The organism is Streptomyces sp. NPDC005931 (genome assembly GCF_042871235.1).
In the GTDB taxonomy this organism is placed as follows: Bacteria; Actinomycetota; Actinomycetes; order Streptomycetales; family Streptomycetaceae; genus Streptomyces.
Map to the genome: position 1 here is coordinate 283,815 of NZ_JBIAIG010000006.1, position 17,817 is coordinate 301,631.

Annotated in this window: 14 protein-coding genes and 2 pseudogenes; 6 read left to right on the forward strand and 10 right to left on the reverse strand. The window is 71.0% G+C overall.

Annotated elements, in window-relative coordinates; all coding sequences use genetic code 11:
- Positions 1-698: 698 nt before the first annotated feature.
- Positions 699-1,490 (forward strand): hypothetical protein, encoded by a 792-nt coding sequence (locus ACFYOV_RS17295; RefSeq protein WP_389088478.1) that lies wholly within the window; start codon positions 699-701, stop codon positions 1,488-1,490.
- Between the two features lie 212 nt (positions 1,491-1,702).
- A complete protein-coding gene (locus ACFYOV_RS17300; protein ID WP_389088479.1) occupies positions 1,703-2,908 on the forward strand; it encodes a S8 family peptidase in 1,206 nt (401 codons plus the stop codon).
- Between the two features lie 129 nt (positions 2,909-3,037).
- Here ACFYOV_RS17300 and ACFYOV_RS17305 read toward each other — a convergent pair whose 3' ends face one another.
- The 5 genes from ACFYOV_RS17305 to ACFYOV_RS17325 all read right to left on the reverse strand — a co-directional run bounded on the left by ACFYOV_RS17305 (position 3,038) and on the right by ACFYOV_RS17325 (position 9,375).
- Positions 3,038-4,030, reverse strand: a complete 993-nt coding sequence (locus ACFYOV_RS17305) for an alpha/beta hydrolase (protein WP_389088481.1) — start codon at positions 4,028-4,030, stop codon at positions 3,038-3,040.
- Positions 4,031-4,244: 214 nt separating this feature from the next.
- Positions 4,245-6,197 carry a PAS domain S-box protein gene (locus tag ACFYOV_RS17310; protein WP_389088484.1) on the reverse strand — a complete coding sequence of 651 codons (1,953 nt, stop codon included), beginning with the start codon at positions 6,195-6,197 and terminating at the stop codon, positions 4,245-4,247.
- A gap of 200 nt (positions 6,198-6,397) precedes the next feature.
- A complete protein-coding gene (locus tag ACFYOV_RS17315) occupies positions 6,398-7,069 on the reverse strand; it encodes a class F sortase (RefSeq protein WP_389088486.1) in 672 nt (223 codons plus the stop codon).
- Between the two features lie 99 nt (positions 7,070-7,168).
- Positions 7,169-7,669 carry a sortase gene (locus tag ACFYOV_RS17320; protein WP_389088488.1) on the reverse strand — a complete coding sequence of 167 codons (501 nt, stop codon included), beginning with the start codon at positions 7,667-7,669 and terminating at the stop codon, positions 7,169-7,171.
- A 449-nt stretch (positions 7,670-8,118) separates the two neighbouring features.
- Positions 8,119-9,375 (reverse strand): PP2C family protein-serine/threonine phosphatase, encoded by a 1,257-nt coding sequence (locus ACFYOV_RS17325; protein ID WP_389088491.1) that lies wholly within the window; start codon positions 9,373-9,375, stop codon positions 8,119-8,121.
- Positions 9,376-9,767: 392 nt separating this feature from the next.
- Here ACFYOV_RS17325 and ACFYOV_RS17330 point away from each other — a divergent pair, with 392 nt between their 5' ends.
- Entirely contained in the window at positions 9,768-9,995 is a 228-nt protein-coding gene (locus tag ACFYOV_RS17330; RefSeq protein ID WP_389088493.1) for a DUF5133 domain-containing protein, read from the forward strand.
- Positions 9,996-10,039: 44 nt separating this feature from the next.
- Here the strand turns inward: ACFYOV_RS17330 and ACFYOV_RS17335 are convergent, their stop codons facing one another.
- Positions 10,040-10,894 carry a PrsW family glutamic-type intramembrane protease gene (locus ACFYOV_RS17335; protein ID WP_389088495.1) on the reverse strand — a complete coding sequence of 285 codons (855 nt, stop codon included), beginning with the start codon at positions 10,892-10,894 and terminating at the stop codon, positions 10,040-10,042.
- A 197-nt stretch (positions 10,895-11,091) separates the two neighbouring features.
- On the opposite strand from ACFYOV_RS17335, the gene ACFYOV_RS17340 reads away from it, so the two are divergent.
- Positions 11,092-11,550, forward strand: a complete 459-nt coding sequence (locus ACFYOV_RS17340) for an SRPBCC family protein (protein ID WP_389088497.1) — start codon at positions 11,092-11,094, stop codon at positions 11,548-11,550.
- 191 nt (positions 11,551-11,741) lie between these two features.
- Here the strand turns inward: ACFYOV_RS17340 and ACFYOV_RS17345 are convergent, their stop codons facing one another.
- The 3 genes and pseudogenes from ACFYOV_RS17345 to ACFYOV_RS17355 form a co-directional block, all read right to left on the reverse strand.
- On the reverse strand, positions 11,742-12,365 hold the full coding sequence (locus ACFYOV_RS17345; protein ID WP_389088757.1) for a hypothetical protein: 624 nt from the start codon (positions 12,363-12,365) through the stop codon (positions 11,742-11,744).
- Positions 12,366-12,807: 442 nt separating this feature from the next.
- A pseudogene (locus tag ACFYOV_RS17350) lies at positions 12,808-15,231 on the reverse strand (SpoIIE family protein phosphatase); the annotation flags it as partial.
- A gap of 360 nt (positions 15,232-15,591) precedes the next feature.
- Positions 15,592-15,951, reverse strand: coding sequence for a hypothetical protein (locus tag ACFYOV_RS17355; protein WP_389088500.1), 360 nt, complete (start codon positions 15,949-15,951; stop codon positions 15,592-15,594).
- Positions 15,952-16,059: 108 nt separating this feature from the next.
- Between ACFYOV_RS17355 and ACFYOV_RS17360 the strand changes: the two are divergent.
- Together ACFYOV_RS17360 and ACFYOV_RS17365 are read left to right on the forward strand one after the other, a co-directional pair.
- Positions 16,060-16,364: pseudogene (locus ACFYOV_RS17360) on the forward strand (potassium channel family protein); the annotation flags it as partial.
- Positions 16,365-16,598: 234 nt separating this feature from the next.
- Entirely contained in the window at positions 16,599-17,246 is a 648-nt protein-coding gene (locus ACFYOV_RS17365) for an FkbM family methyltransferase (RefSeq protein WP_389088503.1), read from the forward strand.
- Between the two features lie 82 nt (positions 17,247-17,328).
- On the opposite strand, the gene ACFYOV_RS17370 is transcribed toward ACFYOV_RS17365, so the two are convergent.
- Positions 17,329-17,754 (reverse strand): ATP-binding protein, encoded by a 426-nt coding sequence (locus ACFYOV_RS17370; RefSeq protein WP_389088505.1) that lies wholly within the window; start codon positions 17,752-17,754, stop codon positions 17,329-17,331.
- Positions 17,755-17,817 lie beyond the last annotated feature (63 nt).

Sequence of the window (17,817 nt, forward strand, 5' to 3'; positions counted from 1 at the left end):
GGGCCTTTCTCGTCAAGTCGATTGCGCTGTGCGCATGTCTAGTTACGGAAAGCAACCAAATTGTGAAGGGGGCCGGCCGTCGTAGCCGCCGATCCTGAGCGATGTGCGCGTCCGGACTCAAGAATCTGCACTCCGGCTGTCTTCGGCCCACGTCGGCAGGTGAGTCCGACAAGTGACCGTGCTTTGCGACAGCGACCGTGTCCTCCTGCCGTGGGCCGTGCCTCGTGCAGCGTTGGATCACCGTGTCGCCGGGCTGCATCGTGCGCATGCTGAGCGGCGTGTGCTGGGCCGCCACGGCCGAGTGCCTGGATGCCAGGAAATGGTTCCACTTACCCACAACGAGTGAATCAGTGGGCCTTCCGGTTCAGCCGTGAGGTCGACTGGATTACGGTCGCCGAAGATCCGCCGGCAGCAGGCGGGGCAGACCTGCGAACGGGCGCCGGTTGAAAGGCCACCTGATGTTGGGCTTCGGGAAGTCGCCGACCCCGCCCAGGGTCCGGCAGGGCGGATGCCGCCCGATCGGTGAGGAGGCCTTGGGCGCGGCCGGTGCTCCATGCCTGGTGGCGGCCCTGACGATCCTCGGGTGGTGGTGGGCGGCCGGAAGCCTCCCGGTGCCCCTGGCGGGTCTCGGACCGGCCGTCGGGTGCTGGGCGCTCACCGTGTCCCTGGGCCTTCGCTCCAGAGAGGCGCGCCACCGGGTGAGGACGCGGCTCCTGCTGCTTGCGGGCTCGGCGGCGGCCGGTGGTGTGTACCGGCTGGCGGTCGGCGTTCTCTCCGCTCACCCGTCCGCGAGAGGAGCGGATGCCCGGCCGTGGCTCGTTCCGCTGATGGTCACCGGCGTGACGGTGACCGTGGGGCTCGGGATGGTCGGTCTGGTGGTCGCAGCCGATGCCGGCGCGGGGCGCCGCATGTGGCTGAAGCGCGTCCTGGACGGCGTCGTCGTAGCAGGGTCCGTGTTCATGGCGGGATGGCTGTTGCTGCGCAGGGCCGGTGACGGCTGGCGGCCAGAGACGGGAATGGTGGGCGTCCTGTGGACCGGGGAGGTCGTCTTCCTCGGTTTCCTGTGCGCCCTGCGCCGTCTGGTACGGGGCGACCAGCGTGCCACGGTGTGCGTGGCGGTGGTGGGGCTGTCCATGACGTTGCTCGGCGACACGCTGCGCCTGTGGAGTGTCGGCCCGCACACCACCGGGGTGATGTCCGCGCAGTCCGCCGGTGCCTGCGTCACTGCCGGATTACTGGTGCTGGCGGTCGCCCCGTGGGTGCCCGGAGGGGCGAGCGTGCTGGGCGCAGGCCGGCCGATGCTGCGGTTGGGGATGGAAGGTGCCGCCGCGTTCGTGGTCCTGACCGTCTGCACGGTCACCGCGCTCGGGTATGCGCTGGCTCCACTGGACTACGACCCGATATCTCTCCTCGTCGGCGGCACGGTACTGCTGAGCCTGTGGACACGCCGGACGCTCGTGCCGCGTGCGGAAACGGGGAGGGACGGCTGAGCCGTCCGCCATGGTCGGGGCGCCCCGCCACGGGCGGCAACGTGCGCCAGGTCGGCGCGCGTACGGGCGGCATTCGGGTCATGCGGCCGTCCCACGAACGGGTTCACCGCGCTGACATCCGCTCGTGCGCCGCCCTCCCGTACGGCCGATTGGACATCCTCGGAGCCCAGCGTCGGCACTCAGCGCCGACGCGCGTTGGAGAGGGCTTCACCATGTCGAAGACGCCCATCAAACGCAGACGGCTCGCAGCAGCGATCGCCGCGGCCGCGACGGCAGCCGTCGGCTGCGGCACGGTTCTGCCCGCCGAGGCGACGCCGGCCAGGGCCACCATCCTGCACGCGGACTCCCCCGACGCCGTCGGCAACAGCTACATCGTCACCCTGAAGCCGTCCGCCCGATTCAGGGCGGACTCGCCGGCAGGACAGGCATTCGCAGCGCAGTACGGCGCCACCGTCCGGCGCACCTACAGCTCCGCTCTCAACGGCTACGCCGTTCGTGTGAGCGCCGCGGGAGCGCGGGGTCTGGCGGCCGACCCCGCCGTGGCATCGGTCGAGCAGGACCAGAAGGTCCGTCTCGACGCCACCCAGGTCAACCCTCCCTGGGGACTCGACCGCATCGACCAGGCCCAACTCCCGCTCAGCCGGACCTACACCTACCCCGACTCCGCGGGCAGGTCCACCACCGTGTACGTGATCGACACCGGCGTGCGCATCACCCACCAGCAGATCGCCGGGCGGGCAACCCACGGATACGACGCGGTCGACGGCGACACCGTAGCCTCCGACGGCAACGGCCACGGCACCCATGTGGCCACCACCGTCGCGGGCACCACCTACGGGGTGGCGAAGGCCGCGAGGGTCGTGGCCGTCCGAGTACTGGACGACGACGGCTCAGGCACGACGTCCGGTGTCATCGCCGGTATCGACTGGGTCACCACCAACCGGACCGGGCCCGCTGTCGCCAACATGTCCCTCGGCGGAGGGGCCAGCACCGCACTGGACACGGCGGTGAACAACTCCATCGCTTCCGGCATCACCTACGCCGTCGCGGCCGGCAACTCCGGTGCCAATGCCGCCAACTACTCGCCGGCCAGGGTCCCGGCGGCGATCACCGTCGGGGCGACCACCAGTTCCGACTACCGGGCCTCCTACTCCAACTACGGGGCGGTCCTCGACCTGTTCGCACCGGGCTCCGCGATCACCGCGGGCTGGCACACCAGCGACACCGCCACCGCCACACTGTCCGGCACCTCCATGGCGACCCCGCACACCGCGGGAGCGGCAGCGATGTATCTCACGTCCAACCCCACGGCCGGCCCGGCAGCCGTATCCGCGGCCCTCGTCAACCGAGCCACCCCGGGCGTCCTGCGCAACATCGGCACGGGCTCACCGAACAGGCTCCTCAGGATCGTCCCGTAACCCACCGACCGGCGCACCGGCGGGACTCCTGCGCCGGCGGTGCGTCGGCCCCGCGGTGACGTCCCACGTGCGGCGTCGGAACCCCGGATGTGCGAACGGCCGGTGTTCCGGCGACCGTCGGCAGCTCAGTCAGCCGGCTCGTCCGGTGGCGGGTTCTCGATCCGTGTCGCCGACCACCCGGCCCGGTACGTCTTGGTTCACCTCACCGGCCGTCAGGCACTCTTCGAAGAAGGCGAGGGCCTTGAGGTGGTAGGCGCGGGCGGCCCAGCCGAGACTGATGTTGTGGCCCGCCCGTGGCAGGCGGTCGACGACGACCCGCGGAGCGGCGGACAGGCGCGCGGTCAGGTCGGCGAGGTCGTCCTCGCCGTGCCGCCACCAGGTCTCGTGTTCGGCGAAGGTGAGCCGGACGGGGACACGCACGCGTGGCAGCACGGCCGTCGACAACCGCTGCCATCCGGCCACGGTGCTGACCTCGTACGCGGGAACCGGTGCCGCCATCCGCCGGCTCGCCCAGAAGGTCCGGGGCGGATACAGGCTCAGCGGTCCCCAGTTCAACCTCCGCAGGCCGTTGCCACGGGGGCAGGAGACCGCGTCGGTGCCCACCGCCGGCCGACGCCCGCACCCCGATACGTCCACGCCCAGCAGCCGGGGCGTGTCCCAGGAGGCGGCTGCCGCGAAGGCCACCTTGGCCCCGAAGGAGTGCGCCAGCAGGAGAATGCCGGCACCGGGTGCGTGCTGCGCTGCGAACGTCCGGACGGCGGAGCGCACGGTGGCCGCCTGGGCGGTCAGTCGCTGCCCCGCAGGCAGAGCCGCTGCCGAGGCACCGTAGCCGGGACGGTCCAGAGCGAGCACCATGTACCCCAGGTGTGCGCCGAGAGCCAGCAGGGACACGTCCGGGTGCGCCTGACCGTCGAAGTACCGGGCATTCATCCCGCATCCGTGCAGGGCGACGATCACCGCACGCGGGGCCTCTCCCGCAGGCTCACTCAACACACCGGACAGGGTGATGCCATCGGCGTCGAGGGTCACCGGACGGACACCGGGTGAGTCGTGCCCCTGGCAGTGCTCCGGCGCAGCCGCCGATCCCCCGTGAGTACGTCGCACGGTCGTGACATCGACCATCAGGAACCGTCCTTCACCACAGTCATGCCAGTCACGCCGGGAATTCCCCGGCGCCCTTCAGCCGGTACGCCCCACGACGGTGGTTCCGTCGAGTCCGTCCCGGACGCGCGGGGCGGCCATGTGGTCCACACGAGCCCGGGTCCCCCGTCCGGGTCCTCCATCCTGCGGGCCGCGGCGGTTGCCGGCCACCGGAGTCGTCGGCTCGGCCACCGGGTTACAGCTTCAGGGTGAACCAGACGGTCTTCCCCTCGTCCGTCGGGCGCACTCCCCAACTCTCGGCGAGGTGCCGGACCAGGAAGAGACCACGGCCGGACTCCTCGTCCTGGTCCGCGATGCGAGGACGGGGCAGATGCGGACTGCGGTCGCTCACCTCGACCGTGAGGTCGGTGGCCGTGCGGCACAAGCGCAGGACCAGGGGACCCTCGGCGTGCTGAACGGCGTTGGTGAGCGTCTCGGAGAGGAGCAGCAGGGCGTCGTCCACGGGCGTGGTGCAGGCCCAGGCCGCCAGGGTGTCGCCGAGGAAGGCGCGTCCCGCCGGCACCGAGGATGCCGTGGCGGGCAGGTGTGTGGTGACGGCCGCCAGGGGCGCGGCGGGCAGTTGGGCCAGCAGCAGGGTCACGTCGTCGTTGTGCCCTTCGGTGTCGGGCAACAGCGTGGTCAGCACGTGGTCGGCGGCCGCTTCCAGACCGGTCGCCCCCGTGAAGAAGGTGGCGAGGGTGTCGGTGAGGTCACCCAGTCGTGCCTCGATGTCACTGTCGGGTGTCTCGATGAGCCCGTCGGTGTAGAGGACGAGCGTGGCCCCGGGGGCGACGGCCGTGCAGGACTGCTCGTAGAGGACGTTGCCCACCCCGAGCGGGGCGTTGACCGGTGCCCGCAGGGCCCGGACGTCGATACCCGGAACGACGACCAGGGTCGGCAGATGGCCGGCGGAGCACACGGTCACCGTCCCGGCGTCCGGCGCGACGACCAGGTAGCAGCACGTGACCAGTTGGTCGGGTACGTCCAGGTCGGCGACCACCGCGTCGAGTGCCTGCATCAGCTGACGAGGCTGCATGTCGGTCTTGGCCAGCGCGTGCGCGGCCGAACGCAACTGGCCCATGACGGCGGCGGCTTCCAGCCCCCGGCCCATCACGTCACCGATCAGCACACCCACCCGGCCGGCCCCCAGCGGTATGAGGTCGAACCAGTCGCCGCCGACGCCCGCACCCTGAGTGGCGGGCAGATAGCGGCTGGCCGTGGCCAGACCGGGCAGGGCCGGTGGAGTGCCCATCAGGCTGCGTTGCAGGGTGAGGGCGATGTGGCGTTGCTGTTCCAGCAGCGCCGTCAGTTCGGCCTCCGCCCGCTTGCGGTCACTGATGTCGCGCACGATGGCGCACGCGCCGACGACCGCGCCCCGGGTGTCCCTGGTCGGCCACAGCGTGACGTCCACGTCCAGCAGCGCCCCGCTCTTGGTGACCCGCAGCGTCTCGTAGTGCTCGGACTTCTCCCCGTGCCGCAGACGCTTGAGGAGCAGGCCGATGTCGTCCCGTAGTTCCGGAGGGGCGAGCAGCGACATGTGCCGGCCCATCGCCTCAGCGGCGGTGTAGCCGTACAGGCGTGCAGCCGCCGCGTTCCAGTAGGTGATGTGACCGTCGAGGGTGGCGGCCAGGATCGCGTCCTGGGACGACTCCACGAGCGCGGCGAGTTCGTTGATACGGGCCTCCGCGGCCTTGCGGTCGCTGACGTCGCGCACGGCGGCCGACACGAGCAGCCCCTGTGCCGTCTCGAGAGGGCTGAGACTGATCTCGACGGGGAACTCCGAACCGTTCTTGCGCAGCCCGTGCAGTTCGAGACCGGCTCCCATCGGACGCACCTGCCGGTTGGCGGCGTAACCGCCCCGGTGCAGGGTGTGGTGGCCCCGGAAGCGGTGCGGGACCAGCATTTCGACCGGGTGGCCCAGCAGTTCCTCCCGGTGGTACTCGAAGAGCGCCTCCGTCTGGGCGTTGACCAGTTTGATGGTGCCGGTGTCGTCGACGATCACCATGGCATCCGGTGCCGCCTCGAGCAGCCCGCGGAACCTCTCCTCGGCGGCGGACTGGATGTTCTCGCGGAACGGCGTGCTGCAACGGCACCCGTCGATGATCGCGGGACTCGCCGCTGGTGCCGGATCGTCAAGAGATGCACACATGTTCCGTACCGCCCGCCTCGTGCTGTGAATCCCGCCATTTCAGCGCATCGGCGACCACTTGGTGCGGCATGTCCTTTACTGCGCGTACCGCGATCGAAGCACTTCCGAATCGGGCTCCCGAGCGATCGCCCGGCAGCCGCTCCGGGTCCGTCGGCACGAGGCGTGAGGACGACGTGTCGTCACCTTCAGCGCCGCCGTTCTCACGCCACCGCGGTCAGCGTCGCGTAGACCACGACGTTGCCCTGGTATCCGGTGCCCTCGGCGTAGTCGCCCCCACAGGTGATCACGCGCAGTTCCGCCCGGCGGGAACTGCCGTAGACCTTCTCGTCCGGGAACGTCTCCTTGTCGTAGAGCTCCACGGCGTCGACGGTGAAGACGGCAGTCCGCCGGTCCGCCCGGGTGATCTGGACGGTGTCGCCCTTCGCCACGACCCCGAGACGGTAGAACACACCGGGGCCCGCGGGAGTATCCACGTGCCCGGTCGTGACCGCTGTCCCCACCGAGCCGGGACTCGTGCCGTCCCCGTACCAACCGGCGAGGGCCGGCTTGTCGGCCGGTGGCGGGCGCAGTGCCCCTTTTCCGTCGAGAGTCAGTCGTGTCAGGGGGGCGTCCACACCGATGGCCGGGATCCGCAGCCGGACCGGATCCGACGGGGGCAGCGTCGGTGCGGAGGGGGGCGTGGCCGAGACGGTGGTGCGGGGGCCGGGTTGTGCGGGCGGGGAGAAGGCCTGTGTCGACGAGGGCTGCGGGGGCTGGTCACCGCGGAGCGCCGTGACCACCAGCAGCATCCCTGTCAGCAGCAGGAAGACGAGGAACTTGGTGGAGGCGGTGCACGAAGGGGAGGGCTCGACGGGCTCGTTCCCGGAATCCATCGCTGCGGACCTCCGCTTCGGGGCTGAGACGAGTGAAGGCGGAATGATCACCACCCCCGGACCGGAACGGGCCCGGGGACGGGTCGGCAGAGCGGAGCGTCAGGCCCGTGAACCGGTGGTGCGGCGGCGCATCTTGATCGCGCCTCCCGCGGCTGCGCCGGCGAGCAGCACCGCCCCGAGAGCGAGTTGCGTGCCCTTGTCGTCCGGCGCCCCGAAACCGGCGTCGATCGCGCCGCTGGGGCTGCCGGTGCCGACGCGGTACGTCCCGGTGACCTTGACCCGGGGCGGGCACTTCAAGGTGACGGTGTAATCACCGGCCGTCGTCCCTTCCGGCACCGTGAATCGGCCCGAGAGCACGCCCGCGCGGTCGCTCGCGAAGAGGTGGAACTTGCCCCCTGCCTCGGACTCGCCCTTTCCGTAGGTCTCCGAGCCGCAGGCCGTGGTGCTGACGGTGACGGTAGAACCCGGGGCGGCGTGTCTCGGGCTGATGCGGACGTCCGCGTCACCCGCGGGGCCGCTCGAGGCCGCTGCGGCCGTTCCGGACAGGCAGACGGTGGCGAGGGCCAGACCGACGCCGGCGCCTACACACTTGATACGCATGTTCTCCTCCGAGGAAGCAGTGGCCGGCCGGAATGCGCGGCACCCTTGTTGTGCTCCGTTCCCGAGGGAACCGACAGACCGTCAGGCCCGCAACACGGCATACGGGCGGATGGGTCACCCGGCCCCGCGCGTCGACCGCAGTGCTTTGATCATTTACGCAGGTGAACGACCCTTGTCGGCGACGAGCAGGAATGCACCGGACAGGCGACATCCAAACCGGCGTCCGCGTCCGGGCGGGAGGGGCCGGGTCGGGCCCGATGGGGGCACCGGCGGCGGGTCGCCGGCGCCGCAGCGGAGACCTGCACCGCGCGACGCACGTGCCGAGGACGGGCGGGGGGACGCGGGTGGCTCCGGCACGGCGTACCGCTCCCGGGCCCCGTCCACAAGTGCGCGGCACGGCTGTACTCCGGCGTGGGGCCGGCCGTCCGTGGTCCCGACCGCGGCGGGCTTCAGCGGGGCGTCCGCGGCGACCCCGGCGGAGGCTCGTGACTCTCCCGGACGGACGCGGCGGTTCCGGCGCCCCCGTGCCATTCGCACAGCAGAACGGTGGCGTCGTCGTTCAGGCGTCCGTCGTGGTGCTCCAGTACGGCGTGGACGAGCCGGCGCAGTGTTTCGGGGGCGGCCATGCCGTCGGACTGGTGGCGGATGACGAAGTCGACGAAGCGGTCGCGGCCGAATTCGCGTCCCTTGGCGTCCCGTGCCTCGACGATGCCGTCGGTGTACAGCAGCAGTTGATCCCCGGGCTCCAGCTGTTCCCGGCACAGGGTCGTGGGAAGACCCAGTCCGGTACCCAGGGGGTGGGTCGGGGTGCAGGTGAGGTGGGCGGTCCAGCGTCTGCCGCGGATCAGCACCGGGGGGTGATGGCCGCAGTTGATCCATGTCAGCATGCCGGCCTCCAGGTCGAGGTCGGCCAGTACCGCGGTCGCGTACCGTGACCGGGCGAACTGCTCGATGAGGGTGGCCTCGATGGCGTCGCGGGCCTCGGGGAGGCTGCTGCCCTGGCGACGCTGGTTGCGGCAGGTGGCCATGGCGAGGTTGGCCGTCAGCCCGGCGGAGGTGTCGTGGCCCATGGCGTCGAAGACCGCCAGGTGGGTGGTGTCACCGGCCAGGGCGTAGTCGAAGGCGTCCCCCGCTGTCGCGTAGGCGGGCTCCATCTCCGCGGCGATGGTCACCCGCTTGTTGGCGAATGCACGCGGCGGCATCAGCGTCCACTGCATCTCCGCGGAGACCGACATGGGACCGACTCGGGTGAGGCGGGCGTAGGAGTCGCTGTGATGACGTTTGGAGACCAGCAACAGTCCTGTCAACGACGCGAGGTCCTCCATCGAGGCCTGCGTCTGCTCGTCCACTTCACCTTCCGTCTCGATCCGCAGGACACCGAGGCGTTCGGTGCCGTCCAGTACGGGCAGCCAGTGCTGCACGTGTCCGTCGACGTGAGCGGAGTGGGACTGCACACTGCGGAACACACGGCCCGCCAGTGTGGCGTCGACGCGCAGCTCCTGGCCGCCGGCTCCGGCGTCCGCGCCCTGCCCGGTCGCTTCCCGCAGCGTGATCCCCTGGATGTCGGCCACGTAGATCCGTGCCCGGTGCAGGCCGGCCTCGGTCGCGGACCGGGCCAGCAGCTCCGGCAGTTCCTCAAAGGCGGACAGATGGCTGGCCCGAAGGAGGAAGTGGAGCATCCGGACGCAGTCCTGGAGCGAAGCCATGCCGGTCACCCGTCGTACGGGAACGCCTCCCCGGCGGCCCGCCGGCCTCCTCGCCAGGCGTGGCGGCGGCTCGGCGGGCCCCGCGGGACGTCCCAACCGATGTCACCACCAGCGTACGTCCCGGCTCCGCCGGCCAAGCGGCTCCGGGGTGAGCGGCCGGTCCTCGCCACCGGATCGGGACGCCCGACGTCCGCGTTCGCGGCGACGGGCATACGTGCCCGTCGCCGTGTCCGCTCGCCGCTCGGCGAGGCTGCGCCAGGTGTGTGAAGCCGCTCGGTCGGGCGCGGCCCGCCGCGTCGGAGTGCCGGACGCTCGATGGTGAAGTATGCATCGGCGACGGCCGGGTAGTCGGACGCCGTCATGAGTCGCGAGACATCAAGGGAGTCCTTGTCATGCTGCTGGCCCACCCCGGTGTGCTGAACGAGTTGGTCGCGCAGTACGAGGTGTTGGCCGCGCAGGACGCGGAGGACCCTTCTGCCGGTGACGTACGCCGGCGCAGGGAGGACATCGCCTACACGCTGTGTGTCCTCACCGGCACCCGCGAAGTGGGCCGTGCCCTCGCAGTGGCCCGGCAGCGGCTGGGCACTGCCTCAGCGGGTGATGCGGCGCTGACCGGGTGACCGGTGCTCCGCGGAACCGGCCGTGAGCGGCGCCCGCGGCGGGGTCAACCCGCGGGGACGGGCACCCGGTGCGGGCTCGGCCCGGTGAGGTCACGGGTCGAACGGTGGAACAGGACGTAACTGGTGGCAGCCACGACGCCGTAGAGCAGATGGACCGCGACGGGGACGTCGTGGAGCGTCAGCAGGGCGTCGTTGAGCGAGTGCAGCAGGCAGACGAGCAGGAACACACCGGCGATGGGAAGGGTGAGTACCATGCGGCCACGCCTTTCCCACACCCCGAAGGCCACGGCGCAGAAGAAGCCGGTCCACGCCAGGTGACCGAAGGGGGTGGTCAGGCCCCGGACGAGTTCCACCGTCTCGGCGCGGAAGACGCCCTTGGGGACGGTGGCGAGAGCGTAGGCCATGGACTCCATCACCGCGAAGCCGGTCGCGGTCGCCAGGCCGAGGGCGAGCCCGGATCTCTTCGTACGGTAGCCGCCGATCGCGGCGACCGCGATCACGGTAAGGATCTTGGCCGGTTCCTCGATGAAGCCGACGCGCAGGATCCGGGGGCCGTCGAGCGGGTGCACGAACAGCGCGTCGAAGAATCCCCCGAGCACGATGGCGACTCCGCCGCCGAACAGGAACGTGCCCAGCAGGGTCACGGCCGGGACGGATGCCGCGATGCCGGTGCGGTCCTGTGTGGCGACGAGCAGAGCGATGGGGCCGGCAGCGGCACCGTAGAAGAAGGCGGCAGGCAGCACGAAGGAGTTGCCGGTGCTGTGGGCGACGGCTGCCAGCAGGAGGGAGAGGGCCATGGTGGCCCACCAGACGCGCATCCACCTGCGGAAGTGAGGGCGGCGCTGTCCGCCCTGCCGGCCGGCTTGTACCTCGTCCGTGTGGTGTCGCGTTGCGCCCATGGTGCTCCTCCCGTTTCCCGCTGATCTGCACGCCCGCCCGGTGACACACTCCACGGCACGCGCCGCGGGTTGCGTGCGCCGGCGTTGGCGCCCCACCAGGGCCGTAGGTCGAGGCTTCCCGGGTACTCGCCCCAGCGCGAAACCCTGCGGCGAACATGTGCAGTCCGTCGCTGTCGATCGGCCGAGGAGGCACGAACATGAGCACGGTCAGGGAAACGGTGGAAGTCGAGGTGCCCGTGCACACCGCTTACAACCAGTGGACGCAGTTCGAGGAGTTCCCGAACTTCATGGAGGGCGTCGAGGAGGTCAGGCAGCTCGACGACCGACACAACCACTGGACCACCAAGATCAGCGGGGTACGGAGGGAGTTCGACACGGAGATCGTCGACCAGCTCCCCGACGAGCGGATCACCTGGCGGACCACCTCCGGCGACACCAAGCAGAAGGGCACCGTCCGCTTCCAGCGCGTGGACGACACGCACACCCGGGTGGAGCTGGTGATGGACGTCGAGCCCGGTGGCACCGCGGAGAAGGCCGCGGACATGATCGGAGTGATCGACCGCCGGGTCAAGGGGGACATGCGACGGTTCAAGGAGTACATCGAGCGGCGCGGCGGCGAGTCCGGAGCCTGGCGCGGGCGCATCACACCGGGATGAGGGCAGGGGAGCGGCGGGTGGCTGCGACCCGGGTCCAGCCGCCCGCCCCAGCCCGGTCGCCCGGTCTCACGCACGGGCCCGGCCTCCTCCGCGGCACAGTGTCCGCGGTCGCCGCACGACACGTTCGGCAGCCCCGTCGGTGACCGACGTGGAGCCCCCGGGCCCGGCCGGCCGACCGTTCCACAACGGTTTCAGCGCCAGTCCTGCACGGACGGCCAATGCGCCCCCGACGACAGGTGCGGCAGGGAAGGCATGTGCGGCGCCCTGTCCATCGCGCGCTGCCACATCCCCCGGGCCTGTTCCTCGGGGCGCTGCTGCTCCCCGTGGAGTGCGTTCAGGACCAGCACCCCGCCTGTCAGTGCCGGGACGGTCCACTGCAGGAACGCGAGCTGCCGCTGTGCCTTGTCGAGGTCCACAGGGTGGTCGGCGGCCTTCTCGGCGTCCTCCGGATCGCTGGAGGACGCGAGTTCGACCTTCTTCCCCAGCACCCGGCTGTACACCGTCGCCGCCAGAGCGGCCCCGGTCAGGACGGTCTTCGCAAGGGTGGAGGCGGCCACACCCTGCTGGGTGGCCACCCGTGCGGCGTTCGCCGCGAGCAGGCCACTGCTGCCGACCAGGTGGGTGCCGATGGCCGCGGCGTTCACCGGCACCCACTTCGCCCAGCCGGAACTGGCGATCCGGGCGGCGGTCGCCTGAGTCCCGCCTTCGGCTCGCGCCGCACCGTTGAGGCCGACCGCGCCCATCAGGGAGCCACCGAACCATGCGGCCAGCCCCAGGTCGTGCATGCTGCGCAGGAAGGTGTTGCGTTCCGACATCTCGTGACTTCCTCTCGTTGGACCACGGGCCGGCTGCACATCGTCGCCGCGTCCCACTGTTGCCCGAGCCGGGAAGAGCCGCATCTCCGGCCGGGCGATCGGACCACAACCCGCGGGGGCCCGCGTCGGAGGCAGCCGCTGCACGCGGCACGACACCAGCGCGATCACGGAGGCAGCCGCCGCGGTCCGCCGCTCGCGGGGCCGTCCTGCGGGCCCGACTCAGCGGCTGTGGCCTGCCGCGCAGGTCGGCACGAAACGGGGCCGGACACGGCGTGGCGACGGTGCGCCCGGGGAGAGGAATCGCGCGTCCGCTCCCCCTCCACGGCGCGGCCGTCCACCGTTGCCCGGTGCAACCTGTCAGCGGCGGAGTGGGCACTCGTACGGGGTCGACCATGCCTGCACCACCATGCTGCGCGTGTCCCTGCCCGCCCTTCGTCGCGGTGGGCAGGGGCTGCTCGGCCCAGATCGTTTTTCCGCTGCGGCCGTAGCGGGTGCCCCACCGTTCGGACAGTTGGGCCACCAGGAACAGGCCCCGGCCGCCCTCGTCGGTGCTCCGGGCCTGACGCAGATGGGGGGAGGTGCTGCTGGCGTCCGAGACCTCAGTGATGAGGTTGCTGTCCCGGAGCAGGCGAAGCAGCACGGGACCGCCGGCATACCGGTACGCGTTGGTCACCAGTTCGCTCACGATCAGTTCGGTGGTGAAGGCGATGTCCACCAGCCCCCACTCGGACAGCTGCTCCGACACCAGCGCACGCGCCCTACCAGCCGCGGTGGGGTCGGCCGGCAGCTCCCAGGTGGCGACCTTCCCGGCCGCGAGCACCCGGGTCCGGCACAGCAGGAGCGTGACGTCATCGGCGGGTCGGTCGGGCAGCATCGCGTCCTCCACCGCCTTGCAGGTTCCCTCCGGCGAGCGCGCCGGACCGGCAAGGACACTGCCCAGCAGCGACAGACCCTGGTCGACGTCTCGGCGGTCGGCCAGGAGCAGCCCGTCACTGCACAGGGCGAGGAGAGTGCCCTCGCCCAGCTCCACCTCCGCGGTCTCGAACGGCAGCCCGCCGACGCCCAGCGGTGGTCCGGCAGGGACGTCGATCTGGCGCACCCGGCCGTCCGGTGTCCGCACCGTCGGCGGCGGGTGCCCCGCACGAGCCATGGCGCAGTGCCGGGATACCGGGTCGTAGATCGCGTACAGGCACGTGGCGCCGACGATCTGGGGGACGTGCCCGTCCACGTGCTGGTGTTCCGTGGCCAGGTGGTCCACCAGGTCGTCCAGCCGGGCGAGCACCTCGTCCGGGGCCAGGTCGAGGTGGGCCAGGGTGTGCACGGCCGCGCGCAGCCGCCCCATGGTCGCCGAGGCGTGCATGCCGTGGCCGACCACGTCACCGACGACCAGGGCGACGCGCAGTCCCGACAGGGGGATCACGTCGAACCAGTCCCCGCCCACCCCCGTGGCGGCGTGAGTGGGGAGGTAGCGGTGGGCCGTCTCGACCGCCGGATGGTCGGGCACCCCGCTGGGCATCAGGCTGCGTTGAAGTGCCAGGGCAGCCTGACGCTGCTGGGTGTAACGGCGGGCGTTGTCGATGCAGACCGCGGCCCGGGAGGCGAACTCCTCCGCCAGGGTGCGGTCGTCCGCCTCGAACGGCTCGGGCCGTTCCGACCGCCAGAAGCAGACCAGGCCGAGGACGACACCGCGCGCGGCCAGGGGCACCGCCATCAGCGAGTGGAAGCCGAGCCCCGGCATGCCCTCCACCCGGTCCCGCCCACCCGAGGAACATTCGGGACCGACCTGCTCGAGGGCCTGCTCCAGGACCGACCGCCGCTCGGCGAGGCAGCGTCCCGACGCGGACTGCCGGGGGTGCGAGAACAGGTGGTCCACCGGGTGCATCTCCCGGAGTGCCTCGGGCCGGACGGCGCGGACCGCCATCCTGCGAACCGGGCCCACGGCGTCCGGCTCGGGCTCCTCTCCCAGGGTTACGGCTTCCAGCAGATCCACCGACAGGGCGTCGGCGAGCGCGGGAACCGCAGCCTCGGCCAGCTCACGCGCCGTCCTGGCCACGTCCAGGGTGCTCCCGATGCGGGTGCCGGCCTCGTTGAGCAGGGCGAGGCGCCGCCGGGCCCGGTGGCGGTCGGTGACATCCTCCACGACCTCCGCGACGCCGAGCACCCGGCCCGAAGGATCCTGCATCCGGAAGGCCGACACCGAGACGATCAGTTCCCTCTGGGGGTTCCGCAGCAGACGGCACTGCTGCTCGGCGAAGATCAGCGGCTCGCCCGTCTCCAGGACCGACCGGAGCCGTTCCTCGACCAGGGCCGCGTCCGGACCGAACAGGAAGTCGGCGGCGCGAAGCCCGCGGAAGGCCTCCGCCGGGAGCCCGCCGAACCGCGCGATGGCCCTGTTCACCCGCAGCAGGCGGAGGTTCGGGCCGAGGACCGCGACACCTACCGGTGACCGGCGGAAGAAGCCGTCCAGTACGGCCCGGTCGATCTCCCACTGGACGACATCCTCGGCGCGCGAGCCGACGAGAAGCCACTCGACGGTGCTGTCCAGCCGGTCCACCCTTCGAGCCCGAAAGCCCACGTACATGCGGTGACCCGCACGGTGCCGGACCGGCAGCAGCCCGAACCAGCCATGATCACGCAGGCATGCGGCGACGGCCTCGGCGATGAGGGCCTCGTCCCCCTCGTGGACCAGGACGTCGCGCATCGGCCGGCCCAGCACCTCGTCGGCCCGATGTCCGAGCAGGCCCGTGGCCTGTTCGCTCCAGGCGACGACCCGCCCCCGGTCGTCCAGGACCGCGGACGCCGACTGGTGGATCGAGAACGGGTCCTCCGGGCTCTCGTCGAGCGTCTTCAGGGATGTGTCGTCCATCGCCCCATCAACCTCGCACCGTTTGAGGGACCCCCGTAGTGCGGCGTCGCCGGGGCGCACCCACCGGTCCCGCATGCTTCGGTCTGCAGCGGCTCATCTCCCAGTATCGGCCGTAAGGGGCAGGGCGCGCTTCGTGGTCCGGCACGGTCGGCGCGGCATGCGGGTGACGGGGGTCCCTGCGCCGAGGCCGGTCCCGCCGACCGGGATCCCGGCCGACCGAGGCGGGCATGCCGTGCCCCCGACACATCCGCGATCACCGAGGCGCCGGGGCACCGGGCCGGACGGTGGCGTCGTGCCCCTCGCCGCCGGTGACGGGCGTGCGCACGTCGCGCCCGGTAGGACGACGTACGCCGCCACGGATCACCGTGGCGGCTTCCTGCGGGAGCGCCGCCTCCTCGCGCTCAGCCATCCGAGCGACGGCCGGTCCTTCCCAGTGTGGGCGGCTGCAGACGAGGCCCGTCCGGCCCCGGCGAGTCCGGGGGTCGTCACGCGGACCGTGCGTCCACGGCACCGCGGACAGACCGCCTCGTCGACCGGCGACCGTACCGCCCGTCCGGCCTCGTCCACGTACTCCTGGCTGTAGAGCGACGTGGGGTCGGTGAAGAACACGACCTGGAAGACCGCTTGCCAGACGAAGCCGCAGCCGCCGCACACGAACACGAACGTCTCCGGCACGGCTCCGGGAAGCCGACCGGCACCACGGCGGGATTCCTCTGTCATCGCTCCCGCTCCTCTCCGGCATGGTCGGCCCACTTCAGCGCACCGTGCCGACCGCCGCGCGGCAACTCGAACGCGCCTCCCGGCATGCCGGAGCCGGTAAAGAGCGGCGCCCCCGGGGCGAATCCGACCTCGTACCCCAAGGGCGCTGTGGTGGTCGCTCGAGACCGCGGCCACCGTGGGCTACGGGGACTTCTTCCTGGTGACCCTGGGGCAGAGTCGTCGGCGCGGTCGTGATGATCGTCGGCATCACCACGTAATGCATGGTCACGGCTTCCCTCGCCACGTGGTTCGTGGGCCGGGAACAGCGGCGCCGCGAGGGCGCCCATCGCCTGCCCGAGAAGACCGTCGAAGCGCTGCACGAGCGATTCGACCGGCTGGAGCGGATGGTGACCCGCCCGCGAGAAGGCCAGTGACATCCTCGTCCGTCCCGCCCCGGTACGTGTCCGTAGGGAGCCGAGCCGTGCGGTCGCTTTTACCGGCCCTTTTTCCTCCACCGGAAATGTTCGTACCTGCTCCGGCTCGCATCACTCGATCAGCGGCCGAATGGAAACACGTGCATCGGTGCAATGGGGCGGCGTGACGCGGACTGTAGGCTCGCGCACATCCCCCGAAGACTCCTGCCGGGGATCACCGATCGGAGAGTATGCGTGATCGAAATCAAGTACGCGGGAACAATCTGCCGTTTCGACGACGAGGGTGTCGACCCGGAGTGCCCCGGCACCATGTACGGGCCGATGCTCCGGGGTAAGTTCTACGAGCATGCCTTCCTCGACTACATTGCCTCACTGCAGATTCCCGGCACGTACCTCGACGTCGGCGCGTGCATCGGCACCCACACGATCTTCTTCGCGCTGTGCTGCCCGTCCGACCGGGTATACGCCTTCGAACCGCGGCCGGGAGCCATGACCCGCCTGCAGCGCAATGTGCACCTGAATGGGCTGGAGGACCGAGTGGAAACCTCTCTGTGGGCACTGTCCGACAGGGAGGGAACGGTGGACGTCCGTCTCGACCGAGTGAACCACACACTGCACACGCGCCGGCTGGATACCTTGGTGAACGACCGCGTAGCGGTCATCAAGCTCGACGTCGAAGGCATGGAGGCACAGGCACTCGCGGGCGCTCAGGACATTCTTCACCGTTACCGGCCGAGGGTTTTCGCCGAGGCGCATTCGGAGGAGGAAAAGGGCCGTATTCTCTCTGTTCTGGAACCGCATGGTTACCAGGCCACGGGACGCGTGTTCAACGCCTCGCCCACGTACGAATTCGTGGCGCCGCCCGGGGCCGAAAGGCCGTGAAGGGCGTACGGACGTGGTCCAGAAGGGTCTCACGGTGACGTAGGTTCCGCGCGGAGCGGTCGCGAGCCGCGCTGCCCCCGGTTCACGCTGCGACCAGATCGGCCCACCGGGTGATTCCGCCGGCGTGGGCGCGTATGCCGCATCGAGTCGCCAGTGCGTTGACGATGTCCTCGCCCCTGCCGTGCTCGTCCGGGTCGATCCCCTCCGGTGACCGACCCGCCGGACGTGCGGGACCCCCGTCGGTGACCTCGACACGCAGGATGCCGAGCCCCTCCGCCGCGCTCCACGACAGCCGCAGTTCCGCCGGAGGCAGGGCATGGACGATCGCGTTGGTGAGCAGCTCGGAAACGACCAGCAGGGAGTCGTCGACGACGGCCGGGGACACGTTCCAGTCCATGAGCACCGCCCTGGCGTGTCGACGGACGGCGGACACGATGCCGGGATCATGCGGGAGCGGCCCCACGTGCTCGACTGCTTCGCGAAGCCGCGTGTTGAGCTGAACCGCCATCTCCGCCGTCCTTAGGTGAGCGCCGCATGCCTGCGCCGGGCGCCGGCGCGAATCGCCGGGGCA